Annotated in this window: 27 protein-coding genes; 14 read left to right on the top strand and 13 right to left on the bottom strand. The window is 62.0% G+C overall.

Features of this window, described 5'->3' with window-relative positions; all coding sequences use genetic code 11:
- Positions 1-12 precede the first annotated feature (12 nt).
- Positions 13-771, bottom strand: a complete 759-nt coding sequence (locus FCU66_RS18065) for a flagellar biosynthetic protein FliO (protein ID WP_136618951.1) — start codon at positions 769-771, stop codon at positions 13-15.
- 223 nt (positions 772-994) lie between these two features.
- On the opposite strand from FCU66_RS18065, the gene cckA reads away from it, so the two are divergent.
- Positions 995-3568: a cell cycle histidine kinase CckA gene (cckA, locus tag FCU66_RS18060; protein WP_136618952.1), complete on the top strand. Its 2574-nt coding sequence runs from the start codon at positions 995-997 to the stop codon at positions 3566-3568.
- 87 nt (positions 3569-3655) lie between these two features.
- On the top strand, positions 3656-4366 hold the full coding sequence (locus FCU66_RS18055) for a purine-nucleoside phosphorylase (protein WP_136618953.1): 711 nt from the start codon (positions 3656-3658) through the stop codon (positions 4364-4366).
- Here the strand turns inward: FCU66_RS18055 and FCU66_RS18050 are convergent.
- Positions 4363-4668, bottom strand: coding sequence for a ribbon-helix-helix domain-containing protein (locus FCU66_RS18050; RefSeq protein ID WP_136618954.1), 306 nt, complete (start codon positions 4666-4668; stop codon positions 4363-4365). The two genes, FCU66_RS18055 and FCU66_RS18050, sit on opposite strands and share 4 nt — an antisense overlap.
- A 228-nt stretch (positions 4669-4896) precedes the next feature.
- On the opposite strand from FCU66_RS18050, the gene FCU66_RS18045 reads away from it, so the two are divergent.
- From FCU66_RS18045 to FCU66_RS18035, 3 genes are all read left to right on the top strand, one after another.
- On the top strand, positions 4897-5292 hold the full coding sequence (locus FCU66_RS18045) for a VOC family protein (RefSeq protein WP_136618955.1): 396 nt from the start codon (positions 4897-4899) through the stop codon (positions 5290-5292).
- A gap of 81 nt (positions 5293-5373) precedes the next feature.
- Positions 5374-5904 carry a gluconate 2-dehydrogenase subunit 3 family protein gene (locus FCU66_RS18040; protein ID WP_136618956.1) on the top strand — a complete coding sequence of 177 codons (531 nt, stop codon included), beginning with the start codon at positions 5374-5376 and terminating at the stop codon, positions 5902-5904.
- Positions 5905-5950: 46 nt separating this feature from the next.
- Entirely contained in the window at positions 5951-7522 is a 1572-nt protein-coding gene (locus FCU66_RS18035; protein WP_136618957.1) for a GMC family oxidoreductase, read from the top strand.
- A 65-nt stretch (positions 7523-7587) separates the two neighbouring features.
- On the opposite strand, the gene FCU66_RS18030 is transcribed toward FCU66_RS18035, so the two are convergent.
- Complete coding sequence (locus tag FCU66_RS18030; RefSeq protein ID WP_136618958.1) at positions 7588-8001, bottom strand: hypothetical protein; 414 nt, start codon at positions 7999-8001, stop codon at positions 7588-7590.
- Between the two features lie 313 nt (positions 8002-8314).
- Here FCU66_RS18030 and urtA point away from each other — a divergent pair, with 313 nt between their 5' ends.
- The 6 genes from urtA (at position 8315) to FCU66_RS18000 (ending at position 14546) form a co-directional block, all read left to right on the top strand.
- The gene (gene urtA / locus FCU66_RS18025) at positions 8315-9625 is read left to right on the top strand and encodes an urea ABC transporter substrate-binding protein (RefSeq protein ID WP_126069003.1); all 1311 of its coding nucleotides are present in this window, start codon (positions 8315-8317) and stop codon (positions 9623-9625) included.
- Positions 9626-9731: 106 nt separating this feature from the next.
- Positions 9732-11348 carry an urea ABC transporter permease subunit UrtB gene (gene urtB / locus FCU66_RS18020; protein ID WP_136618959.1) on the top strand — a complete coding sequence of 539 codons (1617 nt, stop codon included), beginning with the start codon at positions 9732-9734 and terminating at the stop codon, positions 11346-11348.
- Complete coding sequence (gene urtC / locus FCU66_RS18015) at positions 11345-12577, top strand: urea ABC transporter permease subunit UrtC (RefSeq protein WP_136618960.1); 1233 nt, start codon at positions 11345-11347, stop codon at positions 12575-12577. Before urtB ends, urtC begins: the two co-directional genes overlap by 4 nt.
- A gap of 6 nt (positions 12578-12583) precedes the next feature.
- Entirely contained in the window at positions 12584-13330 is a 747-nt protein-coding gene (urtD, locus tag FCU66_RS18010; RefSeq protein ID WP_136618961.1) for an urea ABC transporter ATP-binding protein UrtD, read from the top strand.
- Between the two features lie 69 nt (positions 13331-13399).
- Positions 13400-14095 (top strand): urea ABC transporter ATP-binding subunit UrtE, encoded by a 696-nt coding sequence (urtE, locus tag FCU66_RS18005; RefSeq protein ID WP_136618962.1) that lies wholly within the window; start codon positions 13400-13402, stop codon positions 14093-14095.
- A 274-nt stretch (positions 14096-14369) separates the two neighbouring features.
- Entirely contained in the window at positions 14370-14546 is a 177-nt protein-coding gene (locus FCU66_RS18000) for a hypothetical protein (RefSeq protein WP_136618963.1), read from the top strand.
- 49 nt (positions 14547-14595) lie between these two features.
- Here the strand turns inward: FCU66_RS18000 and FCU66_RS17995 are convergent, their stop codons facing one another.
- From FCU66_RS17995 to FCU66_RS17945, 10 genes are all read right to left on the bottom strand, one after another.
- Positions 14596-15747 (bottom strand): GGDEF domain-containing protein, encoded by a 1152-nt coding sequence (locus FCU66_RS17995; protein WP_136618964.1) that lies wholly within the window; start codon positions 15745-15747, stop codon positions 14596-14598.
- A gap of 156 nt (positions 15748-15903) precedes the next feature.
- Positions 15904-16710: a DUF72 domain-containing protein gene (locus tag FCU66_RS17990; RefSeq protein ID WP_136618965.1), complete on the bottom strand. Its 807-nt coding sequence runs from the start codon at positions 16708-16710 to the stop codon at positions 15904-15906.
- A 24-nt stretch (positions 16711-16734) separates the two neighbouring features.
- Positions 16735-17205 carry a GNAT family N-acetyltransferase gene (locus FCU66_RS17985; protein WP_136618966.1) on the bottom strand — a complete coding sequence of 157 codons (471 nt, stop codon included), beginning with the start codon at positions 17203-17205 and terminating at the stop codon, positions 16735-16737.
- A 31-nt stretch (positions 17206-17236) separates the two neighbouring features.
- Positions 17237-20158 (bottom strand): excinuclease ABC subunit UvrA, encoded by a 2922-nt coding sequence (gene uvrA, locus FCU66_RS17980; RefSeq protein ID WP_136618967.1) that lies wholly within the window; start codon positions 20156-20158, stop codon positions 17237-17239.
- Between the two features lie 535 nt (positions 20159-20693).
- Positions 20694-20873: a hypothetical protein gene (locus tag FCU66_RS17975; RefSeq protein WP_136618968.1), complete on the bottom strand. Its 180-nt coding sequence runs from the start codon at positions 20871-20873 to the stop codon at positions 20694-20696.
- A 226-nt stretch (positions 20874-21099) separates the two neighbouring features.
- Positions 21100-21405, bottom strand: a complete 306-nt coding sequence (locus tag FCU66_RS17965; protein ID WP_136618969.1) for a hypothetical protein — start codon at positions 21403-21405, stop codon at positions 21100-21102.
- A 90-nt stretch (positions 21406-21495) separates the two neighbouring features.
- Positions 21496-22101: an ATP-dependent Clp protease proteolytic subunit gene (locus FCU66_RS17960; RefSeq protein WP_136618970.1), complete on the bottom strand. Its 606-nt coding sequence runs from the start codon at positions 22099-22101 to the stop codon at positions 21496-21498.
- A 22-nt stretch (positions 22102-22123) separates the two neighbouring features.
- Positions 22124-22633 carry an SRPBCC family protein gene (locus FCU66_RS17955; protein ID WP_136618971.1) on the bottom strand — a complete coding sequence of 170 codons (510 nt, stop codon included), beginning with the start codon at positions 22631-22633 and terminating at the stop codon, positions 22124-22126.
- Between the two features lie 13 nt (positions 22634-22646).
- Complete coding sequence (locus tag FCU66_RS17950; protein WP_136618972.1) at positions 22647-22961, bottom strand: ArsR/SmtB family transcription factor; 315 nt, start codon at positions 22959-22961, stop codon at positions 22647-22649.
- 45 nt (positions 22962-23006) lie between these two features.
- A complete protein-coding gene (locus FCU66_RS17945; RefSeq protein ID WP_136618973.1) occupies positions 23007-23396 on the bottom strand; it encodes a cupin domain-containing protein in 390 nt (129 codons plus the stop codon).
- 212 nt (positions 23397-23608) lie between these two features.
- Here FCU66_RS17945 and FCU66_RS17940 point away from each other — a divergent pair, with 212 nt between their 5' ends.
- The 3 genes from FCU66_RS17940 (at position 23609) to FCU66_RS17930 (ending at position 25432) form a co-directional block, all read left to right on the top strand.
- Positions 23609-24124: a single-stranded DNA-binding protein gene (locus FCU66_RS17940; protein WP_136618974.1), complete on the top strand. Its 516-nt coding sequence runs from the start codon at positions 23609-23611 to the stop codon at positions 24122-24124.
- Between the two features lie 135 nt (positions 24125-24259).
- Positions 24260-24682: an OsmC family protein gene (locus FCU66_RS17935; RefSeq protein ID WP_136618975.1), complete on the top strand. Its 423-nt coding sequence runs from the start codon at positions 24260-24262 to the stop codon at positions 24680-24682.
- A gap of 15 nt (positions 24683-24697) precedes the next feature.
- A complete protein-coding gene (locus FCU66_RS17930; RefSeq protein WP_136618976.1) occupies positions 24698-25432 on the top strand; it encodes a hypothetical protein in 735 nt (244 codons plus the stop codon).
- The last annotated feature ends 10 nt before the right edge of the window (positions 25433-25442 follow it).

Raw genomic sequence — 25442 nt, 5'->3', positions numbered from 1 at the left:
CTCAGCGGCCGCTCATCGCTTCTGGCTGGAGAGTTCGCCGAGAAGCTTGGTCATTTCATCGTCGAGCGACTGAGGCGCCTTCGCCACCGGTTTGCTCACCGGGCCGCCTGAGCGGGGCTGGTCGAGCGACACTTCGAGTTCCCTCATCAGCGTGTCGTCGATGCTGTCCTGCACAGGTGGCGGCGGTGGCGCGTGCCTGACGACATTGGCATTGGCGGAGCCGTAGGCGGGCAGCGGCGTGACATTGGTCGGCTGGTAGCTTTGCTGCGCCACCGGCTTTGCCGCGGGTGCCGGTGCCGGTGCCGGCGCTATTTGGCGCGGGCGGGCGGGCGGCGCCGTGTTCACCGGCTGCGGAGCGGGTGCCTGTCTTGCCGGCGGTGGAGCGGGTTGCGGCGGACGCGGCCTTGCCGCCGGGGCCGCGGTGGCCGGGACCGGCTGCAAGCCGCCATCTCCGGTCAATGCCGGACGGCGTAGCGCCGAAAGACGGATATCGCGCTCGACGACGACGTCGGTTGGGCCGCCGATCAAGAGCAGGTGCTCGATGTCGTCGCGGCGCACCAGCACCAGCCGGCGATGGCTGTCGACAGCGGTGGCATCCATGACGGCCAGCCGCGTCTTGCGGTTGCGGCCGCCGGCAACGAAAGTTCCGAACGTCAGATTGCGCACCAGCTTGATGATGACGAGAACGATGACCAGCAGGACAAGTGCTGCAAACGTCCACAACAGTGCTGCGGCATAACCAGGGCCCGCCACGCTATCCAGCCATTGCATTGGTTACCCCTGATTGCCCTTGGAAGTGATGCGACACTAGACCGTTGCGGCGGGCCACCGCAAGTTGCGTTTCACGCTGGTGAACAGCTAGAAAAACTCCGAAGGCCGCAAGACATCATTTTTATCCGACATTTGCCGCCCAGGCCTTTTCCGGACTAGGAGAATGTGATTCAACCCGGTACGGGCGGGTGTCGGAACACCGGAATTCACGAGCAGGGGGCATATGGCCAAGGAAGCGCGCGGCGATTTCTATCCGGTACCGATCGTCGACCAGAATACGCGACCGGGCGCGGTCACCCGGCTTATCATTTTCATCGTCGTTCTGACGGGGGCGGCGATCGTTTTCGGCCTGTTCCGCGAGCGCCTCGGCGATCCTTTCCTGCTCGGCATGCTCGGCGTGCTGGCGATGATCGGCGTCGGCTTCCTGTTTGCCACGGCGATCGGCTTCGTGCAGGTCACGCCACGTTCGACGGGCGACGAACTGTCGAAATCCTTCGTCGACTCCATGTCGCAGGGCCTTCTCGTCACCGACACCAAAGGCCGTGTCGTCTACGCCAATCGCGCCTATGCCGACATGACCGGAGCGTCGTCGGCGGCCGACCTGAAGACGGTCGAGGGGTTGCTCTCGGATGTTCCTGAAGCTTCGGTGACGATCTATCGCCTGGCGTCCGGCCTGCGTGACGCCCAGCCGGGCGATGGTGAGTTTCGGCTCGCGCAATCCATTCGGCCAGGCGCGGAGCCAGGCGCCCGCTGGTACAGGGCGCGGGCGCGCACCTTCAGCGTTCCGGGCCAGCGGCTGCCGATGCTGGCCTGGCAGCTGGCCGACATCTCGCAGGAGCGGGCCGAGCAGGAGCGTTTCTTCCTCGACTTGCAAAAGGCGATCGATCATCTCGACCACGCGCCGGCCGGCTTCTTTTCGGCCGACCAGGAAGGCCGCGTCACCTACATCAACGCCACGCTCGCCGAATGGCTGGGCATCGACCTCACCAGCTTCACGCCCGGTGCCGTCTCCCTGGCCGAGATCGTGGCCGGCGACGGCATGGCGCTGGTCCGCTCGGTCAAGGCCGACCCCGGCACGACACGCAACGCGGTGATCGATCTCGATTTGACGACGATGACGGGCGAGGCGCTGCCAGTGCGCTTCATGCATCGCGTTTCGGCCAGCCGCGAAGGCCTCAACGGGCCGACGCGCACAATTGTGCTCAACCGCACGCAAGGCGAGGACTCCTCGGCCGATTTGCGGGCCTCGGAAGTGCGCTTCACCCGCTTCTTCAACTCGACACCGATGGCGATAGCCGGCGTCGACCACAACGGGCGCATCCTGCGCACCAATGCGCCGTTCCTGTCGCTGTTTTCAGCCGTCGTCGATGGCGACGCCGTCGATCGCCGTGTGCGGCTCGACACGGTGATCCATGAACGCGACCGGCCCGCCTTTGCGGCTGCCTTCGAAAGAGCGCAGCAGCGGCAGGCCGACATCGAGCCGATCGACACGCTTTTGCCCGGCAACGACGAGCGGCACATCCGTTTCTACGTCAACGCGGTCGCCGACGGCACCGGCGGCGAAGGCGCCGAGGAGTCGGCGATCGTCTACGCCGTCGAGACGACGGAGCAGAAGGCGCTCGAAGGACAGATGGCGCAAAGCCAGAAGATGCAGGCGGTCGGCCAGCTTGCCGGCGGCATCGCGCATGATTTCAACAATGTGCTGACCGCCATCATCATGGCGTCGGACCTTTTGTTGACCAACCACCGTCCGTCGGACCCGTCCTTCCCCGACATCATGAACATCAAGCAGAACGCCAACCGGGCGGCTTCGCTGGTGCGGCAACTGCTGGCCTTCTCGCGCAAGCAGACATTGCGGCCGGAAGTGCTCAACCTGACCGACGTGCTCGCCGATCTCAGGATGCTGCTGGCCCGGCTGGTCGGCAACGACATCAAGCTGAAGGTCGACCATGGCCGCGACCTGTGGCCGGTCAAGGTCGATATCGGGCAGTTCGAACAGGTGGTGGTCAACCTTGCGGTCAACGCGCGCGACGCAATGCCGGCGGGTGGCGATCTCACCGTGCGCACCCGAAATGTGACCGCCGAGGAGTGCAAGGCCTTTTCCTATCGCGAGCTCGCCCCGGCGGACTATGTCGTGGTCGAAGTCGAGGACACCGGCAGCGGTATCGCGCCCGACGTGCTGAAGAAGATCTTCGAGCCCTTCTTCACCACCAAGGAAGTCGGCAAGGGCACCGGCCTTGGCCTGTCGATGGTCTACGGCATCATCAAGCAGACAGGCGGCTTCATCTTCTGCGATTCCGAAGTCGGCAAAGGCTCGACTTTCCGCATTTTCCTGCCGCGTCATATTGCGGAAGCGAGAAAAGCAGGCGAGCCCGGCGATGTGCCGGCGGCGCCGGCGAAGGTCGCCGATGCGGCCAAGGACCTGTCGGGCTCGGCCACGGTGCTGCTCGTCGAAGACGAGGATGCCGTGCGCATGGGCGGCATGCGGGCGCTGACCTCGCGCGGCTACACCGTGCACGAGGCGTCATCGGGCGTGGAGGCGCTGGAGGTGTTCGAGGCGCTGGGCGGCAAGGTCGACATCGTCGTTTCCGACGTGGTGATGCCGGAAATGGACGGGCCGACGCTGCTTGGTGAGTTGCGCAAGCGCCAGCCCGACATCAAGTTCGTCTTCGTATCCGGTTATGCCGAGGACGCATTCGCCAGAAACCTGCCTGCCGACGCGCATTTCGGCTTCCTGCCAAAGCCGTTCTCGCTCAAGCAACTGGCAACGATCGTCAAGGACGTGCTGGAGTCCTAGAACCTCCTTCATGTTCTTTCCTTGCGCTGCGCCGCGACAACGCCATGATTGCGGGTGAAACGGCAGGCCGGCTCGGGGGAGCAGCGATTGACGCCACACAACGAAGCAGACAAGGGCGACTACGCCGACACAGTGTTGTTGCCGGGTGATCCGCAGCGCGCCGAGTGGATGGCGCAAACGTTTCTGGAGGCGCCGCGCTGCATCAATCGCCGACGTGGCGCGCTTGGCTTTACCGGGCTGTTTGGCGGCAAACCCGTCAGCATTCAGGCGACGGGCATCGGCGTTTCATCGTTTCTGATCTATGTGCATGAATTGCTGGAACATTTTGGTGCGCGAACGTTGATCCGCACCGGCACCTGCGGCAGCCTGACCGCCACGGCAAAACTGCGCAGCCTTGTCATCTCGCAATCGGCACAGGCGGAGAGCGCCCAGAGCGGTCAGGTTTTCGGCCTCTATGGACCCGCCGGCCCGGATCCGGCGCTTCTCGCCTGTGCGCTGGCCAAGGCAGCCGAACTTGGCATCGACCATTGTGCGGGCCTGACGGTGTGCAGCGACATCTTCTATCACCCGGAAGGACGCGCCCGTTTTGCCGACGCGCAGGCAGCCGGAGCTCTGGCCGTCGATATGGAAACCAGCGCGCTCTACCGCATATCAGCGCATTTCGGGGCTCGTGCGCTGTCGATCTGCGCGGTGGTCGACAACATCGAGACCGGTGAACTGACCGATTATTCCGAACGCCAGGCGCTTTTCACCGACATGAGCCGATTGGCGCTCGCTGTCGCTGTGGAAGCGCGCTAGGCAGCTTCCCGCTTCAGCGCCATCTGCTCGTCCACATCAGGCCTATGGCCACGCAGGTAGAGCGCGCAGGTGGTGCGCAGCATCGATGCGAAGTTCGGAATGGCGCCGTTGATCTCGATGGCTTCGTCATAGAGCTTGGAGATGAATTTTGGCGTCGTCAAACCCTGATTTTCGGCGATTTCGTCCAGCAAAGCCCAGAATGTCGCTTCAAGCTGGATGCTGGTCGAGTGGCCGTCGATGCGAATCGACCGGTTGATCTGGCGATAGCCTTCGGGATCCTGGCCCGCAAACACCCTGCACATCCGACAAACCTCCCATGATTGTTGGTCTTGGGTGGACGGCGCGCAGCCTGACACCGCTCAACCTGTCCCCACATGCATTGTCGGGCAAAATTGGCGGAACGGCAATCGGACTTTCGTCCCCGTCGCCGAAGCAGGACAATTCACGGGTCTTGAGCGTGGTAACCGGCTGCCACCACCTTTTTTCCGCGCTGCCCATAATCGTTTCCACACATTAGGACGGAGACTGATTTGGCAAAAGCGATCCATTCCATGATCCGGGTTCTCGACGAGGCCCGATCCGTCGATTTCTACAGAAATGCCTTTGGGCTCGATGTCGCCGACAGGCTGGACTTCGAGACATTCACGCTCATTTACCTCAGCAATGCCGAGACAGGGTTCGAACTCGAACTGACCGTGAACAAGGATCGGCAGGGGCCTTACGGGCTCGGCGATGGCTACGGCCACCTCGCGGTCTCGGTCGTCGACCTCGACAGCGAACATGACCGTCTCGGCGCGCTCGGCCTCAACCCGAAGAAGATCGTCGAGTTCAACCGCGACGGGTCGCTGATCGCCCGCTTTTTCTTCATCGAGGATCCGGACGGCTACAAGATCGAGGTTCTGCAACGCGGAGGTCGCTTCCAATAGGAGACATAGCAACCGCACCGGCAGGTGCGGCGCCAGCAACGGCGCTCACCAGAGCGCACATAGCAAGCAGGGAGGAATAAAATGGTCACGATCTATGACGCGAAGCCTGGGCTTTCACGTCGTGAACTTCTCAAGCGGGGTGGCATCGGCGCGCTGCTCGTCATCTCCGGCAGTGCGGTCATCAGCCCCGAACATGCCTGGGGCCTCGAGACATCGGCGCTCAAGCCCGAAACCATGGCGACGCTGATCCAGATGGCGCGCGACATCTATCCGCACGATCAGGTTCCCGACAAATATTACGCCATTGCCGTGAAGGGCCATGACGAGCAGGCCGGCAAGGACGCCGCCTACAAGGCGACGATCGAAGACGGCATCGCCGACCTAGACAAGAAGTCCGGTGACGGCGGCTACCGCGGCCTCGGCTGGGAGGACCAGCGCGTCGGCGTGCTGAAGCAGATCGAGGCGACGCCGTTCTTCCAGGCCATCCGTGGCGGCCTCGTCGTCAGCCTGTACAACCAGAAAGAGGTGTGGCCGATCTTCGGTTACGAGGGCGAGTCCTATTCCAAGGGCGGCTACATCGCGCGCGGTTTCAACGACATAGAGTGGCTCTGAGCCCCGTCGTTCCTGAACCCGCAAACAGAAATCATGGGAGGAAACCATGGCAGCTTCATTTGATCTGAACAACGACGGCGTGGTCGTCATCATCGGCTCGGGCGCCGGCGGCGGCACGCTCGGCAACGAACTCGCCCAGAAGGGTGTCGACGTCGTCATCCTGGAAGCCGGCGCGCGCCACGAATATGAGGATTTCATCAATGACGAGTGGGGTTCGTTCGCACAGCTCGCCTGGACGGACAAGCGCACCACATCCGGTGACTGGCGTGTGGCCAAGGATTTTCCGAACCTGCCGGCCTGGATCGTCAAGTCGGTCGGCGGTTCGACCACGCATTGGGCGGGAGCCTCGTTGCGCTTCCAGGAGCATGAGTTCAAGACGCTGTCGACCTACGGCAAACTGGAAGGCGCCAACCTGCTCGACTGGCCGATCACACTGGCCGAGATGGAGCCCTACTACGCCAAGGCCGAAGCCAAGATGGGCGTCACCGGCACCAATGACTGGCCGCGGCTGCCGGGCAACAACAATTTCAAGGTGTTGAAAGCCGGCGCCGACAAGCTCGGCTACAAGGAATGCCACACCGGCAACATGGCGATCAACTCGGTCGAGCGCGACGACCGCATGTCCTGCCAGCAAACCGGCTTCTGCTTCCAGGGCTGCAAATGGGGCGCCAAATGGTCGACGCTCTACACCGAGATCCCCAAGGGCGAGGCGACAGGCCATCTTGAAGTCAGGCCGAACGCCATGGCGATCAAGATCAACCATGACGCCTCGGGCAAGGTGACCGGCGTCGTCTATGCCGACAAGGACGGCAAGCTGCAGGAGCAGAAGGCCCGCATCGTCGCCGTTGCGGGGAATTCGATCGAGAGCCCAAGGCTGTTGCTCAATTCGGCATCGGGCAAATTCCCCGATGGTCTTGCCAACTCGTCGGGGCAGGTGGGCAAGAACTACATGCGCCACACCACCGGCTCGGTCTATGCCATCTTCGACAAGCCGGTGCACATGTATCGCGGCACCACCATGGCCGGCATCATCCGCGACGAGGCGCGCCATGATCCGTCACGTGGTTTCGTCGGCGGCTACGAGTTCGAGACGCTGTCACTCGGCCTGCCGTTCATGGCGGCCTTCCTGGATCCCGGCGCCTGGGGCCGCTCGTTCACCACCGCACTCGACCACTACGACCACATGGCCGGCCTGTGGATCGTCGGTGAGGACATGCCGCGCGCGGAGAACCGCATCACGCTGCATGCCGACGAGAAGGACGCGCACGGCATGCCGATCGCCGACGTGCATTTCGACGACCATCCGAACGACACCGCGATGCGCAACCACGCCTATAAGCAGGCCACGGCGCTCTATGCGGCGGTTGGTGCCACGCGCACCTTCCCGACGCCGCCCTATCCGTCGACTCACAATCTGGGCACCAACCGGATGAGCGAGAAAGCGGCCGACGGCGTCGTCAACAAGCACGGCCAGGCGCACGACATCAAGAACCTGTTCGTGTCGGATGGCAGCCAGTTCACCACTGGGGCCGCCGAAAACCCGACCCTGACGATCGTGTCGCTGGCGATCCGCCAGGCCGACTACATCGCCGCGCAGATGTCGGCCAAGACGATCTAGTCACATCCTCCCCGATTGCGTGATGGCGCGGAACCCACAAGGTTCCGCGCCTTTTTCTTGCCATCTCAACCTCTGGTGCAGGTCGAGGCGGTGAAGGCGCCGTCGGGTTGTTTCATGATGATGTCGAAGGAGGGCGTGGTCTGGCCGTCCAGCGTTGCCTGGGTCAGCGACAGCGAGTTGCCGCCGGCGGTGTAGCCGCCCAGCGGTCCCAGCCAGGAGATCACGCCGTTTGCATCCATCTGATAGTTGTACCCCTGCTGCGCGGTGCCGAAGGTGCCAAGGCCGGTGTAAATTGGGCCGCTGTAGACGTTCCCCTTGATGGTGATGTCGCCGAGGTTGAGGAACATGCCGAGCAGGTAGACCTCGCAGTGATAGGTGCCGTCGGGCATCTTGCCGTCGCTGAAGTCGGCTCGTGCGGTCCCGGTTGCTGCCGCCAGAAGCAATATGCCGATAAAGATGCGTGAAATGCCTGAAGCCATGACGTCGCTCGTTTGAGGAACGAGCTTGCCCTATTTTTGCACTGCGCCGCAACATCGGTCGTCGGCGATACGCCTGCGAAGGCCAAAATCTAGGCATTTGGCAAAAATGGGCGAAAATTAGGCAGAGGTCGCGTGCGCTGCGCAAATTTCTCTCAATCAATTTTTAACCGGCTCTCTTTGTTTTTATAAGCCTAATATTTCAAGGCACTGATAATGCGTAATTATTGGTTTCTCCTCGGCGTCGCCAAAGCGATTGGCATGGGGGTTGCATTGTAGTGTTGCGGTGCAATCAACCAGCTTGGGAGTCTGTAATATGAGGGGTAATTTCTCGACCATAACAAAAATGTTTTCGGCGAGCGTGGTTGCCGCCGGCCTGTTGATGTCCGCTCCCGCCAAGGCTGCTGACGACACGATCAAGGTCGGCATTCTCCATTCGCTGTCGGGGACCATGGCGATTTCGGAGACGACGCTGAAGGACGCCATGCTGATGCTCATCGACGAGCAGAACGCCAAGGGCGGCCTGCTCGGCAAGAAGCTCGAGGCGGTCGTCGTCGATCCGGCTTCCAACTGGCCGCTGTTTGCCGAAAAGGCACGCGAGCTGATCTCCAAGGACAAGGTCGCGGCGGTGTTCGGCTGCTGGACCTCGGTGTCGCGCAAGTCGGTTCTCCCGGTGTTCTCCGAACTCGACAACATCCTGTTCTATCCCGTCCAGTATGAGGGCGAGGAAAGCGAGCGCAACGTGTTCTACACGGGTGCTGCGCCGAACCAGCAGGCAATCCCGGCTGTCGACTATCTGATGAGCGAGGATGGCGGTTCGGTGAAGCGCTGGGTGCTGGAAGGCACCGACTATGTCTATCCGCGCACCACCAACAAGATCCTCGAGGCCTATCTGAAGGCCAAGGGCGTCGCGGCGGAAGACATCATGGTCAATTACACGCCGTTCGGCTTCTCCGACTGGCAGACCGAGGTTTCGGCGATCAAGAAGTTCGGTTCGGCCGGCAAGAAGACCGCCGTCGTCTCGACCGTCAACGGCGACGCCAATGTGCCGTTCTACAAGGAACTCGGCAACCAGGGCATCAAGGCCGAGGACATCCCGGTCATGGCCTTCTCGGTCGGCGAGGAAGAGCTTGCCGGTCTCGACACCGCGCCGCTGGTCGGCCATCTCGCCGCCTGGAACTACTTCGAGAGCGTCGACACGCCCGAAAACAAGAAGTTCATCGCCGACTGGCACAAGTTCATCAAGAACGACAAGCGCACCACCAACGATCCGATGGAAGCCCATTACATCGGCTTCAACATGTGGGTGAAGGCGGTCGAGAAGGCCGGCACCACCGATCCGGACAAGGTCATCGACGCCATGATCGGCGTCTCGGTGCCGAACCTGACCGGCGGCTATTCGACGATGATGCCGAACCACCACATCACCAAGCCGGTGCTGATCGGTGAAATCCAGGCCGACGGCCAGTTCGAAACCGTGTCGCGCACGCCGGGTCTGGTGATGGGCGACGAGTGGTCCGACTATCTGCCGGACTCCAAGGACCTGATCTCCGATTGGCGCGCGCCTCTGTCCTGCGGCAACTTCAATGTTGCCACCGGCAAGTGCGGCGGCAAGGGCACAAACTGATCCTCCCCGGGCTGGACCTTCAGGTCTATGCCCATGACCGCGCGTCCGGACGGTTTCCTCCGCCGTCCGGACGCCCAATTCAACTTTCAAAGGTCACCTGGAGCCGATGAACCTGTTTCGCGCCATTGGTCTGACGCTGTTGTTCCTGCTGGCGACGCTGTCGTCATCGGGCGCAAGCGAAGCCGATCTGCGCGGCATCATCGCCAAATTCGCGACGGCCAAGGGTTTTTCGGAGATCGGAGCCGTCGTCCACGAACTGGCGGCCATTGGCGATCCGGCGGTGGAACGGCCGCTTGCGGCGCTCGCCGACGGCAACCTCTATGTCCGCAAGGTCGATTCCCTGGTGTTTGCCGGCAAGGAAGCGGGCGAAACCGTTCAGCTCTCCGACCCGTTGAGCGGCGAGGCATCGGGCGAGGCGGCCAAGGACGACATCACCAAGATCAAGGTCAACAACACGCTGCGTCGCGTCATCCGCGATGCGTTGGGTACGCTGACGCTTGGCGCCAAGGACCCGGCAGTGCGCATTGCAGCCGCCGACACCATGTTCAAGACACCCGATGCCGCAAACATCGGGCCGCTCGACACGGCCATTGCCAACGAAAGCGTGGCCAGCGTCAAGGCTCTGCTCGAACAGGCTCGTGCCGCCTCCGTGCTGGTCTCCGATCGGCCGGATGCCGACAAGCTGGCTGCCGTCGCGCTGATCGGCGCGCGTGGCGACCGTGATGCTGTTTCGCTGCTCACGTCTGTCGAGGCGAATTCCGCGGACGCGGTCAAGCAAGCTGCCACGGCCGCGATCGCCAACATCAATTCGACGCTGGCCTTCTGGGATGCCGGCCAGAACATCTGGTACGGCATTTCGCTGGGCTCGGTGCTGCTGCTGGCGGCGATCGGCCTTGCCATCACCTTCGGCGTCATGGGCGTCATCAATATGGCGCATGGCGAGATGGTCATGCTCGGCGCCTACACGACCTTCGTCGTCCAGCAAGTGATCCGTACGTCTTTTCCGGACCTGTTCGACTGGTCGCTGGTCATCGCGCTGCCGCTCGCTTTCCTCGTCTCGGCTCTGGTTGGCCTGATCATCGAGCGCGGCGTCATCCGTTTCCTCTACGGGCGGCCGCTGGAAACGCTGCTGGCGACATGGGGTGTCTCGCTGATCCTGCAGCAAGCGGTGCGCTCGATCTTCGGGCCGACCAACCAGGAGGTCGGCAACCCGTCGTGGATGTCGGGCTCGTTCAATGTCGGACAGCTTGCGATCACCTGGAACCGACTGTGGATTCTGGTTTTCGCGCTCACCGTGTTCGCGGTGCTGCTCTATGTGATGAAGCGCACGCCCTGGGGCCTGCAGATGCGCGCCGTCACCGCCAACCGGCGCATGGCCGCCTCGATGGGCATCAGAACGCCATGGGTCGACGCACTGACCTTCGCGCTCGGTTCCGGCATTGCCGGCATCGCCGGTGTCGCGCTCAGCCAGATCGATAATGTCTCGCCCAATCTCGGCCGCGGCTACATCATCGACAGTTTCATGGTCGTCGTCTTCGGCGGTGTCGGCAATCTGTGGGGCACGCTGGTCGGCGCCTTCTCGCTCGGCATCGTCAACAAGTTCCTTGAGCCCTATGCCGGCGCGGTGCTCGGCAAGATCGTCGTGCTGGTGCTGATCATCCTGTTCATCCAGAAGCGCCCGCGCGGTCTGTTCGCGCTCAAGGGCAGGGCGGTGGAAGCATGATGTCAGGACGCTTCTTCGCTGCGGGCGCGGACCGCCGCATCGCCATCACGATCTTCATCCTGTTGGCTGCGGCCGTCATCGTGCCGCTGCTCAATCTCGCGGTGTCTCCCACCAGTACCTTCTACGTCCCGTCCTATATTGTGGCGCTGACCGGCAAATATCTCTGCTATGCGCTGCTCGCCTTGGCGCTCGATCTCGTCTGGGGCTATTGCGGCATTCTCTCGCTCGGGCACGGCGCCTTCTTCGCGCTCGGCGGCTATGCGATGGGCATGTATCTGATGCGCCAGATCGGCTCGCGCGGCGTCTATGGCAACCCCATCCTGCCCGACTTCATGGTGTTCCTGAACTACAAGGAACTGCCGTGGTTCTGGTATGGCTTCGACCATTTCTGGTTTGCCGGCCTGATGGTGCTCGCGGTGCCTGGCCTGCTGGCTTTCGTGTTCGGCTGGTTCGCCTTCCGCAGCCGCGTCACCGGCGTCTATCTCTCCATCATCACCCAGGCGATGACCTATGCGCTGCTGCTCGCCTTCTTCCGCAACGACATGGGTTTTGGCGGCAACAACGGCCTGACCGATTTCAAGGATATTCTTGGCTTCAACGTGCAGGCCGACGCGACGCGTTCGGCGCTGTTCGCGGCCAGCGCTGTTACGCTCGCGCTCGCCGTCTTCGTCACCTGGGCGATCGTCGGCTCGAAATACGGCAAGCTGCTGATGGCGGTGCGCGATGCCGAGAGCCGCACCCGCTTCCTCGGCTGGCGGGCGGAGAATGTAAAACTGTTCGCCTTCACCGTATCGGCTGTCATGGCCGGCATTGCCGGCGCGCTCTACGTGCCGCAAGTCGGCATCATCAACCCTGGCGAGTTCGAGCCGGCCAATTCGATTGAAGTCGTGGTGTGGGCCGCCGTCGGCGGGCGCGGCACCATTGTCGGACCGATCATCGGTGCGCTGCTGGTCAATGCCGGCAAATCCTGGTTCACCGGCGTGCTGCCGGAATTCTGGCTGTTTGCGTTGGGTGGGCTGTTCGTCGCCGTCACGCTTTTGCTGCCCAAGGGCATCATCGGCATGTGGGATTCCTGGCGCGGCAACGCCAGGGCGTTGCGAGCAGCCTCGATTGCCGAGGAAGCCGGCACCGATGCCGACGTCACGCCGCCGGCGAAAATCGTTCGTAGCGCGGCGACAAAGCCCGGCGACTGGTCCGCAGCCAGCCCCGAACCGCAGCCGGCGGAGTGAGCGGCCATGTCAAAGTCGAACACGATCCTCTATCTCGACGGCGTCTCGGTCTCCTTCGACGGCTTTCGCGCCATCAACAGTCTGTCGCTGGTGCTCGACAAGGGCGAGATGCGCGCCATCATCGGCCCCAACGGCGCCGGCAAGACGACGATGATGGACATCGTCACCGGCAAGACGCGGCCCGATGAGGGCGAGGTGTTCTTCGACGGCCAGGTCGATCTCACCAAGCACGATGAAGCCGAGATCGCCATGATGGGCATCGGCCGCAAGTTCCAGAAGCCGACCGTCTTCGAAAGCCACACTATCGAAGAGAATCTGATGCTGGCGCTGAAGGGGCCGCGCTCGATCTTCCCGGCGCTGTTCCATCGCCGCTCGACGGCCGAGACGCGGCAGATCGACGACATCCTGGGCATCATCCGGCTTGGCGACAAGCGTAACGAACTGGCGGCCAATCTCAGCCATGGACAAAAGCAGTGGCTCGAGATCGGCATGCTGCTGGCGCAGGATCCGAAGTTGCTTCTGGTCGACGAACCGGTCGCCGGCATGACCGACGCAGAGACCGAGGAAACCGCGCGGCTGCTCAAGGATATCGCGCGCGACCATTCGGTCATCGTCGTCGAGCACGACATGCATTTCGTGCGCGAGCTCGGCGTCAAGGTCACCTGCCTGCACGAGGGCTCGGTGCTTAGCGAAGGCACACTCGATTTCGTGTCGGCCGACGAGCGCGTCGTCGAAGTCTATCTGGGGAGATAAATATGGTCTGGCGGGTGCAATTCCATCACTTCGACCTGTCCTTCCTCAGGTTCTGGAGAAGGCGCTGACATGCTCGAAGTATCCGATGCCACGCTGCACTACGGCGCCGCCCAGGCGCTGCGCGGCGTGTCGCTGAAAGCCGGCGCCGGCAAGATCACCTGCGTGCTCGGCCGCAACGGCGTCGGCAAGACCAGTTTGATGAGATCGATCGTCGGCCACCACCGGCTGACGAGCGGAAGCGTTGCCTTCGAGGGGAAGGCGCTCGACCGGAGCGCGGCGTATGATCGCGCCCGGTCGGGCATCGCATTCGTGCCGCAGGGCAGGGAGATATTTCCGCTGCTCACCGTGCGGGAGAACCTGGAATCAGGCTTTGCGCCGCTGAAACGGGCCGACCGCAACATACCGGCGCATGTGTTTGAGCTGTTTCCGGTGCTGAAGCAGATGCTCGGCCGCCGCGGCGGCGATCTTTCCGGCGGCCAGCAGCAGCAACTCGCCATCGGCCGGGCATTGGTGATGCAGCCGAAGCTGCTGGTGCTCGACGAGCCGACCGAAGGCATCCAGCCGTCGATCATCAAGGATATCGGCCGCGCCATCCGCTATCTGCGCGATCAGGCCGGCATTGCCGTGCTTTTGGTCGAACAGTATCTCGACTTCTGCCGCGAGTTGGCCGACGAGGTCAACATCATGGACCGTGGCGTGATCGTCCATACCGGCCCGGCGGAAGATCTCGACAGGGCGGATGTCCGCAAGTTCCTGACGGTCTAGAATCGTCGTTGGACTTCAGTTGACGTTCCCAAGTCATTGGCAAGTCCAATATTTCTCCGCTCCAACCTTCCGCGTCACTGGCGCACCATGGGCTGCGTGCTAGTCTTTCCCAGGGCTTTTGTGAGTCGGCCGCTTCCGTATCAGTCTGGTTGGTTGCAGATAGAGGGAAGGTGCAGGCTCCAGCCGGCAAGTTCCACGCAAGCAAGGCTTCCTAGCTTCCCTCCTGCGATCTCTGTCGTTCAACGCGTTTGGGCACACAGGCTAAGGGACAGCCATGGAACGTTACGTCGAGGACTACCAGAAGCGGCGGCTTACCGAACGTGTCGACATCATCGCCGCCATCAACATCTTGAGGTCACAGGGCTGCGAATACGACGACCTGATCGAGGAGATCACCAAGGTCTTCTATGTCGACCTGGATACCTTCAATGAAATCGTCATCGCGGCATAAGGGCCGCCTTTGCTCATCCTGATCGTAGCTACGGCATCGATGCGCGCGGTCAGCTTGCGCGCCGGAATGGAGAGGCGGTGACGCGGTTGCGGCCGCCGCGCTTGGCGGCATAGAGCGCCTTGTCGGCAGCGCTGAGCACCTTGTCGAAGCTGAGACCCTCCTTGGTGCCGAAGGCAAATCCGGCACTGACCGTGCATGTCAGTGAACCCATCTCGGTTTCGATGCGACGCGCGGCAAAAGCTGCCCGTATGGCCTCGGCGGTGGCCTCCACCGTTTCGGGTAAGGTCCGCTTCAGCACCAGCGCGAACTCCTCGCCGCCCATGCGCGCGGCGACGTCGGCCGGGCGAAGATTGCCGGCGAGGTCCCTGGCGAAAACCTTCAGCACTTCATCACCGGCGGCGTGGCCGAATTCGTCGTTGATGGCCTTGAAGCTGTCGAGGTCGAAGACAACCACCGCCGTGAAGGCACCGACCGGGGCATCGCCGTGCAGGTCGAACAGGGCGCGGCGGTTGAGCAGGCCGGTCAGCGGGTCGGTCAGGGCATTGTGGCGGTGATGCCTGGCCAGGCGCCCCTGATTGAGCGCCAGGGAAAGCGCTCCGATACCGGTCATGCTGGCGATGACGATGATGAGGCTCAGCTCCTCGGCCCAGTTGCTGGGCGCATGACCAAGGATCAGCTTTCCATCCCAGACAAGAACCATGGCGCACAGAGCGAAGGACGTGGCGGTGGCCGAATAGAGCGCGGTGATGCCGATCGTCAGGGCAGGGGCTTCGTCGCGGCCTTTCCAGTATTCGAACGCCGTTACGAACAGAAGCAATGCGGCGAAGGCGTTTTCGAACATGAAGCCCAGCCCGTCATAGCCAAGAGCCATGGGGGGCAACGTCACAACCAGCGAAATGGCGCCGACAAGCACCATTCGCGGCATTGGCGAGCCGCCGGTTCTGAATTGGTAGGCGGCGCCCAGCATTGTCGAAAAACCGAGCAGGAGGAAAGCCAGCGTGGCGATGCCCTGCAGGCGCCCGGGCATATCGATATAGGCGTCATAGACAAAAATATCGCCGACCACGAACACCAGGCTGATCGCCCATGTCAGCAGGAACTTCTCCGTGCGAGCGGTCAGCCACATGCCAAACAATGTCAGGCTCAGGCAGGCGGCGGAAAAGCCGACAGCCAGCAGAAGTGAAGTGTAGTCGAGCGACATGCCCCTCGTTTCCTTGCCGGCGGCGGTTCCAGCTCTGCAACTTGGCGTGCCGGATTCATGCAGCAAGGAAGTGTCGATAAGGTTACGATGGCGCTGAATACGCCACGATCAAGCGCTTTGCTGCGCGCAAAACGCATAGGAGACGCGCTTTGCTCGTCAGTCTGTCACGCGCTTCATCAGCGCCATGGCGCCGAACGGCGCGCGCACCTTGCCCTCGGTGATGAAGTAGACGAACACGTCGCGCGGCTTGACCGGCGCCTCGGTGGCGGGATCAGCGCGCCGCAGGTCGGCGGGCACCTTGCCTTCCGCCCAGGTCTTCGCACGTGCCGCCCATTCATCGAGGCCTTTCGGCGTGTAGCAATCGGGATTGTCGTCACTGCCGGTCTGCAGCCGCGCATAGATGAAATCGCCGGTGACGTCGGCGATATCAGGATATTTGGCATGGTCGGCATAGACGATCGCGACCTTGTACTTGCGCACGAGTGCGGCGAATTCCGGCACGACGAAGGTGTCGTTGCGCACCTCGACCGCGTGGCGCAGCGCAACGCCGTCCTGCTTTTCCGGCAGGAGTTTCAGGAAGGCTTCGAAATCGTTGGGATCGAATTTCTTGGTCGGCGCGAACTGCCACAGGATCGGCCCGAGCTTTTCGCCGAGTGCCGCCACGCCCGAGCCGAGGAAACGCATCATCGACTCGCCGGCCTCGCCGAGCACGCGCCGGTTGGTGACGAAGCGGTTGCCCTTCAGCGCATAGACGAAACCGTCCGGCGCCTCGCTGGCCCATTTGACGAAGGTCGGCTCCTTGAAGCTGGAATAATAGGTGCCGTTGACCTCGATGCTCGCCACCTGGCGGCTGGCGTAGTTCAGCTGCTTGGCCTTGGAAAGCTTGTCGGGATAGAAGGACGTATCCCAGGGCTCGAAGGTCCAGCCGCCCATGCCGGCGCGGATTGTTCCCGATGTGCTCATGTTATCCTCCCGAGTTCAGAAAAATCAGGCCGCTGTGATCTCATCGACGGTTTTGGCCATGTCGACGAGCACCCATCCTGGCCGGTAGGGATTGGGCCGGCGACCCGTTTCGTGGAAACCATAGGCCAGATAGAGCGCGATGTTCCGCTCCATCCTGGCGTTGGTGTAAAGCCGTACCTCGGGCAGGCCCCACAGGCGCGTCTGTTCGTCCGCGTGTTTCAGCAACGCAATGCCGAAGCCTTTGCCCTGAAAGTCAGGGGAGACCGCGACGGAAAAGATCATGGCGTGATCGTCATGCCGTTCCAGGGTGAGCAGCCCCGCAAGTTCGCTGCCGCTCTCGAGCAGCCAGACCTCGCCACGCGCGATGCGCGGCTCATAGTCTTCGGTGACCGGGATCGGCGGTGCGCCGAGCAGGGCGGTGTAGGGTGCATAAGCGGCTTGCGTCAGCGAGACGACGGTTTGGAGATCACCGGCAAGCGCTCTTCGGATTGTCATTCAAAAACTCTCCAGGCGCCAACCGGTCCGATCACTCCGCCGCTTCGCGCTTGCCTCCGGGGCGCCGTTCCAGCAGTTCCTTGAGGAATTGGCCGGTGTAGCTGCGCTTTTCGCGCACGATCGCTTCCGGTGTGCCCTGTGCGACCAGTTCGCCGCCGCCGTCGCCGCCTTCGGGGCCGAGGTCGAGCACCCAGTCGGCGGTCTTGATCACTTCGAGATTGTGCTCGATGACCACCACCGTGTTGCCCTGGTCGACCAGTTCGTGCAGCACTTCCAATAGTTTGGCGACGTCGTGAAAATGCAGGCCGGTGGTCGGCTCGTCGAGGATGTAGAGCGTCTTGCCGGTCGCCTTGCGCGACAGTTCCTTGGCCAGCTTGATGCGCTGCGCCTCGCCGCCGGACAGCGTCGTCGCCTGTTGGCCGATATGGATATAGCCGAGGCCGACCTGCTTCAGCGTGTCGAGCTTGTCGCGCACGCCGGGCACGGCGGCGAAGAAGTCGACGCCTTCCTCGACCGTCATGTCGAGCACGTCGGCGATCGACTTGCCCTTGAACACGACGTCGAGCGTCTCTCTGTTGTAGCGCTTGCCGTGGCAGACGTCGCAAGTGACGTAGACGTCGGGCAGGAAGTGCATCTCGATCTTGATGACGCCGTCGCCCTGGCAGGCCTCGCAGCGGCCGCCCTTGACGTTGAACGAGAAGCGTCCCGGCTGATAGCCGCGCGCCTTGGCTTCGGGAAGGCCAGCGAACCAGTCGCGGATCGGCGTGAAGGCGCCGGTATAGGTGGCGGGATTGGAACGCGGCGTACGGCCAATGGGCGACTGGTCGATGTCGATGACCTTGTCGAGGAATTCGAGGCCCTCGATGCGGTCATGATCGGCCGGATGCTCACGCGAGCCCATGATGCGGCGCGAGGCCGCCTTGAACAAAGTCTCGATCAGGAAGGTCGACTTGCCGCCGCCCGACACGCCGGTCACGGCGGTGAAGGTGCCGAGCGGGATTTCGGCGGTGACGTTCTTCAGATTGTTGCCGCGCGCGCCGACGATCTTGAGGCGCCGGTTCTTCTTCGCTTCACGGCGCACGCCAGGCGTCGCCACTTCGAGAGCGCCCGACAGATATTTGCCGGTGATCGAATTCGGATTGGCCATCACCTGCTGCGGCGTTCCCTGGGCGATGATCTCGCCGCCATGGATGCCGGCGGCCGGGCCCATGTCGACGACATAGTCGGCATGCAGGATGGCGTCCTCGTCATGCTCGACGACGATCACCGTGTTGCCGATGTCGCGCAGGTGCTTCAGCGTATCGAGCAGGCGCGCATTGTCGCGCTGGTGCAGGCCGATCGATGGCTCGTCCAGCACGTAGAGCACGCCGGTGAGGCCGGAGCCGATCTGCGACGCCAGCCGGATGCGCTGGCTCTCGCCGCCCGACAGCGTGCCGGAATTGCGCGACAGTGTCAGATAGTCGAGCCCGACATCGTTGAGGAAGCGCAGCCGCTCGCGGATCTCCTTCAAGACGCGCACCGCGATCTCGTTCTGCTTGTCGTTGAGCGACGCGGGCAGGTCGGTGAACCACTGGTCGGCCTTGCGGATGGACAGCTCGGTGACTTCGCCGATATGCCTGCCTGCGATTTTCACCGCCAGCGATTCGGGCTTCAGCCGATAACCCTTGCAGACCGGGCAAGGCGTCGCCGACATGAAGCGCTCGATCTCCTCGCGCATCCAGGCGGATTCGGTCTCTTTCCAGCGCCGCTCGAGATTGGGGATGACGCCTTCGAAGGTTTTCGTCGTCTTGTAGGAGCGCAGGCCGTCATCATACTGGAAGGTGATTTCGCGCTCGCCGGTGCCGCGCAGAATGGCTTCCTGGGCTTCCGTGGTTAGATCCTTGAACTTGTCGCCGAGCTTGAAGCCATAAGCCTTGCCGAGCGCTTCCAGCGTCTGCGCGTAATAGGGCGAGGTCGACTTGGCCCATGGGCTGACGGCGCCGTCGCGCAGCGAGATGTTTTCGTCCGGCACGATCAGATTGCCGTCGATGGCGCGCTGGCTGCCGAGACCGTCGCAGGTCGGGCAGGCGCCGAACGGGTTGTTGAACGAGAACAGGCGTGGTTCGATTTCCGGAATGGTGAAGCCGGAGACCGGGCAGGCGAACTTTTCCGAGAACAGGATGCGCTCATGCGTCTCGTTCTTCGACTTGTTGACCGAATCCTCGCCGGTCTGGCTGGAATCGAGCGGCTTGTCGGCAAATTCGGCAACCGCCAGCCCATCGGCCAGTTTCAGCGCGGTTTCGATGGAATCGGCAAGCCGCGTCGCCAGGTCGCCGCGCACGACGATACGGTCGACGATGACGTCGAGATCATGCTTGTACTTCTTGTCGAGCGCCGGCACGTCGGCGATTTCATAGAAGACGCCGTCGACCTTGACGCGCTGAAAGCCCTTCTTCTGCAGCTCCAGCAATTCCTTGCGGTATTCGCCTTTCCGGCCGCGCACCATCGGCGCCAGGATGAACAGGCGCGTGCCTTCCTCGACCGCCAGCACACGGTCGACCATCTGCGAAACCGTCTGGCTCTCGATCGGCAGGCCGGTGGCCGGCGAATAGGGGATGCCGACGCGCGCAAACAGAAGCCGCATGTAGTCGTAGATTTCGGTGACGGTGCCGACGGTCGAACGCGGGTTCTTCGAGGTGGTCTTCTGCTCGATGGAAATGGCAGGCGACAGGCCGTCGATCTGGTCGACGTCAGGCTTCTGCATCATTTCGAGGAATTGCCGCGCATAGGCCGACAGGCTTTCGACGTAGCGGCGCTGGCCTTCGGCGTAGATGGTGTCGAAGGCAAGCGACGATTTGCCGGAGCCCGACAGGCCGGTCATGACAATCAGGCTGTCACGCGGCAGGTCGAGATCGACATTCTTCAGATTGTGTTCGCGCGCCCCGCGAATGGAAAGATATTTATGGTCGGCCATAGCCGGTCGCCGCCTCAGAATCTGGAATTTCCTGGAATGGCGGGTTTTCCCGGCCATCCCCTATGTAGGTAGTTTTGCCGCCACGTCGAGAGACGCCACAATTCCCGACAAATGCGTTTAACCGTCTTTCGCGTGCACGGGCAAGCGGAAAGAACAAAGGCCGAACACGCTCCTGACAAAGCTGTGCAAAGAACTGACTTGTACGTAACCTCCCCGCGATCACATTTTTCGGTAACCGGCTATTGAAGGTTGACGTCCCCGACTCAGGGGCGCAGACTCCAGCAGTCAACGAAGCCGGCCGTCTTTCGATGGCCTCGCCGCCCAGAGGCGGCCTGCGAGACGCCGCAGGCATTTGCGATTTGCGCTTCGGGACAACAACGTCGCAACGGACACAGGAGCGGAGCCATGACGCCACCGGATCGTCCCCTAGGGTTCCAGTTGTCACTGGAGCCGTGGCGGGCATAAGTGCCAGGGTTTAGCGTTTTCGCCACCCGACAAACCGTGACCTGCCATCTCCCACAAAAATCAGAGACTGCTAGTCGGATCGACGGCGGAATGCCGCGATGCATCCGAAATCAAACGCCGGCAGTACACTCCCGGCAAAATTGGATTTGAGATCCAAAAGGCCCCGTCCGTTTGCGCAAAGCACGGCGGGGCCGTTTTTATGTTCGAGATCATCTCGTGCCTGCGCAGCAATCGCGTAATCAAATTTCATTGAGGCAGCCAATTGCGAGCGTCGGCGCCGCCCCTCATTGCCCTGCCGGGCATTTCTCCCCGTATAGTGACGGGGAGAAAGACGCTGGCCGCAGCCTTGGCACCCTTCTTGCGCGCTGGCGATTGGCGAAAGCGTCGATGATAGCGTCCCTCTCCCCGTCACTATACGGGGAGAGGATGCCGGCAGGCAGGTGAGGGGCGGCGCCGACGCTCGTAAGGTTCAAACCCTACCGATTGGACGGCTTGATCGCGCCCACCCCGACATCAACCGTGATGCTGCCGGAAATCCTGACATCCGTATCGCCGATCTTGAACTGGCCGTTGCCGTTGCTGGGAAACGCGTCGTCGGGTTCGGGCTTGGGAGCCGGCTTGGCGATACGATAGTCGCCGGTCACGCCGGGCAGGGCGCTTTTTTGCGTCGACGGCGAACTGTCCTCGGCAAGTGCCGCGCCGCTGATGAGGCCCGCAATGGCGAGCGCTACAACGACGATGACGCGGCGGCGCAACGGTCTGGACGGATGAGTGTCGATCATCCCAGGGACTATAGTGACGTGCCGGCGACGGGACCAGACCGGCATCGTCAAATCTTCGACAACCGGCAGGAGCCGGATAGAGCCCTGGCTTCAGGTCGCCTTTTTGCGCGTGTCGAAAACATGGTCGACGATGCCCCATGCCTGGGCCTCGCGGGCCGTCATGAAGTGGTCGCGATCCAGCGTGCGCTCGACCTCTTCATAGGTGCGGCCGCAATGTTGCGCGTAGAGTTCGGCCATGTGCCTTTTCGTCCGGCCGATGCGCTCGGCATGACGCTGGATGTCGGAGGCCTGGCCCTGGAACCCGCCCAGCGGCTGATGCAGCAGGATGGTGGCGTTCGGCAGCGAGATACGACGCCCCGGTGTGCCTGCCATCAGCAGGAAAGAACCCATCGACGCGGCGAACCCCATGCACACGGTCGATACCGGGCAGCTGATGTATTGCATCGTGTCGTAGATGGCGAAGCCGCTGGTCACCACGCCGCCCGGCGAGTTGATGTAGAGCGAGATCTCCTTGTCGGGGTTGTCGGATTCCAGCGACAGCAGCTGTGCGCAGACCAGCGCCGAGATGTCGTCGTTGATCTCGCCGTTGATGAAGACGATGCGCTCGCGCAGCAGCCGTGAAAAGATGTCGAAGGCACGTTCGCCGCGGCTCGATTGCTCGATCACCATCGGCACCAGACTGGCAAGGCCGCTCATTGTATGTCTCCGTTGTTGTCGCTCAGGCTGCACGCAGCAAGAGGCGAGGCGTGTTTGCGGCGATTGGCTTGCGTGAGTTGTTTGCGTTGAGCGAGAGGCGGCAGCCGGCGCCGGCCATGGCAACCGCGGGCATTGCCGTTCGGGCGAAGCCGTCATGGACGATGCGCAGATGCGTGCCGCCTGAAACGGTGCGGGCGAGTGTGAAGGTGACAATGCTGTCCAATGGGCTGTCGAGCGGATCCTGCCGCGCGCCATCGCCTGGCTGCGAGCGCTCCCGCCAGGAATAGCGCAACAGCCGTTCGGGCTCGGCGTCGAGGATTTCGCATTCGATCGGCGCATCCGGACCGGCGAAGGCAAAACGATTGCCGATCTCGGGTCTCATGTCGTTCGGCATCATCCAGGCGGCGAGCAGCTCCGGTACGGTCAGGGCCCGCCACACCTTTTCCGGCGGCTCGGCAAGGTCGTACTCGAACTCGATCGCGTCCGGGGCGTCGCTTTGGCCCTCGTTGGTCGTTGATTCCGCCTTCTTCATTGATCCATGTCCTTCAAAGATCCATGTCCTTCAAAACCGCCTTCAGCCTTTCGATGCGTTCCGGCCAGAAGGTCCGGTAGCGTTCGATCCAGGAGAGCAAGGGGGCGAGCCCCTGCGGATCGGCGCGGTAAAAGGCGTTGCGGCCCGCACGCCGCTCGACCACCAGGCCGGCGCCGCGCAGCACCGCCAGATGCTGCGACACAGCCGGCTGCGATACCGTCATGCCGGTGCGCAATTCCGACACGCTCATCTCGCCGGCGGCGAGCCGCTCAAAGACAGCGCGGCGCGTCGGGTCGGCCAGGGCCCGGAAAATCTCTGCTTCGATCATGACCAAAGCATAAGTCTACACTTATTGATTTGGCAAGCGCTCTTTTCACGAGACTGCCGGAAGCCAGCGCCTCACTGCCCCAACAGGTCCATCAAACGTCGCCTCGAAGATTGGCGATGCAAGCACGGCGTGAATATGAAGCGTTCCGGTGCCGACGTTCTTGAACCCGTGTTTCCTTTTCGCGGGAACAACAAGAGACTGGCCCGGTGTCAGGACGCGGTGCTCATCGTCGATCCACATCTCGGCCCTGCCGGCGATGACGGTCAGCACTTCCTCGACGGGATGCCAATGCGTTGGGGCGCCGACCGTGGGCTCGACCCAGTGTTCGAATATGCAAAGTTGCGATGCACCGTTGCTGGCCGACACATGCATACGCGTTTCCACGCCTGCTCGCCATTGCTCGCGCTGCTGGTCTTCATGTGCGACGGACTTCATTTGATCGCCCCCGAGCCATTCCCGATTTCATGGAAATCTCGGACCAGAACACTACATCTTGCTGACAAACATTGACAGAACGTCGTATATATCATAGAACGAATAGAGAACAAAAACCTTGTGGGTAAAGGCAGCCATGGCAGGCGGCTGACGTCCGCAGCCTGTAAGGTGCTGCAACAAAAATTTGTTTTGGATGAGCGCGGAGAAATATCATGGCGGGTAGCGTCAACAAAGTCATTCTGGTCGGCAACCTCGGTGCGGACCCTGAAATCCGCCGGTTGAACTCGGGCGAGCCGGTCGTCAACATCCGCATTGCCACGTCGGAAAGCTGGCGCGACAAGAATTCCGGCGAGCGCAAGGAAAAAACCGAGTGGCACAATGTCGTCATCTTCAATGAGGGCATCGCCAAGGTGGCGGAGCAGTATCTGAAGAAGGGCATGAAGGTCTATGTCGAGGGCCAGCTGCAGACGCGCAAATGGCAAGACCAGACCGGCGCCGACAAGTACACGACCGAGGTCGTGCTGCAGAAGTTCCGTGGCGAGCTGCAGATGCTCGACGCGCGCGGACAGGGTGAGGGCGGCCAGGTCGGCGGCTATGCCGGTGGCAGCAGCAGCCGTGGTTCCGATTTCGGCCAGTCCAGCCCGAGCGAAAGCTTCAATCGTGGCGGCGGCGCTCCCAAGGGCGGCGGCGGTTCTTCACGCGAGCTGGACGACGAAATCCCGTTCTGATCGCAACGGCAGATGCTATTTTTGGCTTAAGTCAAACATTGCGCCCCGAGAGTCCCTCATGGACTTTCGGGGTTTTGCATTGTCGAATTGAACGCTGACTTGGCGATCAACGAAATATGGCGAAGGACGAGTTCGATGAAAGCACGCGTAAAATGGGTCGAGGAACGCACCTTCGTCGGCGAGTCCGGTAGCGGCCACAAGGTCGTTCTGGGAACCGCGCTCGGACCGGACGGCAAGACGCCGGGGCCGAGCCCGATGGAACTGGTGCTGATCGGTACAGGCGGCTGCTCGGCCTATGATGTCGTGCATATTCTCGAAAAGGGCCGCGAGGCGGTCGAGGACTGCGTCGTCGAACTCGACGCCGACCGGGCCGAAACCGAGCCCAGGGTTTTTACCCGCATTCACATGCATTTCGTCGTCAAGGGCCGGTCGCTCTCCAGCGACAAGGTCAAACGGGCGATTGACCTTTCGATCGAAAAATACTGCTCGGCCTCCGCGATGCTGGCCAAGACCGCGACGATCACGCATGATTTCGAAGTGGTCGATACTGCTGCTTGAGTGAGGGTCGGGCCGATGTCCATAACAGCTTCGCCCAAGGCGTCACTCTATGGCCTCCTTGTCGCTGAAATAGCGCGAATTGCCGCGCAGAACGAACCAATCCAACTGACTTCTGAAGGAAAATTTGTTGATAGGAAACAAACAGATAAAGCTGAAGTCGGCCGAAAGGGAAGTGTCTTTTGTCACAACTTCACGTCAGCCTTTGAAAGGGCTTCTTTCGTCCTCTGGGCACTCGAGATAGCCGAGCCCGTCAAGCAGACTGGTGCACATTGGACCATAGTTCGAGATCATCCTCCCGGCAGCATGAGGCCTTACTATCAACTTCAGCACGATGTCGACGCCATAGCTGCTGTGGCAGCAAAGGAAGCGTCCCGTATTTTCCCGTCTCTAGATTATGTCTTGAGTACGTATCTCGATGTAGTCGAGCAGTCGATGTATCTCTTGGTCGAGTTCACAAAAGTATTGAACGATAGCAGCGAATGGGGCTCGGAAAAACAACTTAAACAGGTGGTCGGCTCGATGTTGCCGGACGGATATACAGGAGCGCGCGCGGAACTGCCGGCCGTTTTTGAATCGTCAGTTCCCCGATTGGCGACGTTGTTGGAGAGAGCAGGCTATGTCACCAGCGAAAACGGCCACCTAGCTTGGACGGAAGCGGCGGCACCGGCTTTGCGTGGCCACTGGTATGCCTTGCAAGGCGGCGATGTCAGCATCGATGATGGCCGACCTCGGCTGAGGCTGCGGCAGTAGATAGGATGTG

Origin of the sequence: Mesorhizobium norvegicum (assembly GCF_004919685.1) — a bacterium.
Lineage (GTDB): Bacteria > Pseudomonadota > Alphaproteobacteria > Rhizobiales > Rhizobiaceae > Mesorhizobium > Mesorhizobium norvegicum.
The sequence above is the reverse complement of the archived record's forward strand: the minus strand, read 5'-3'. Positions and strand labels throughout refer to the sequence as shown.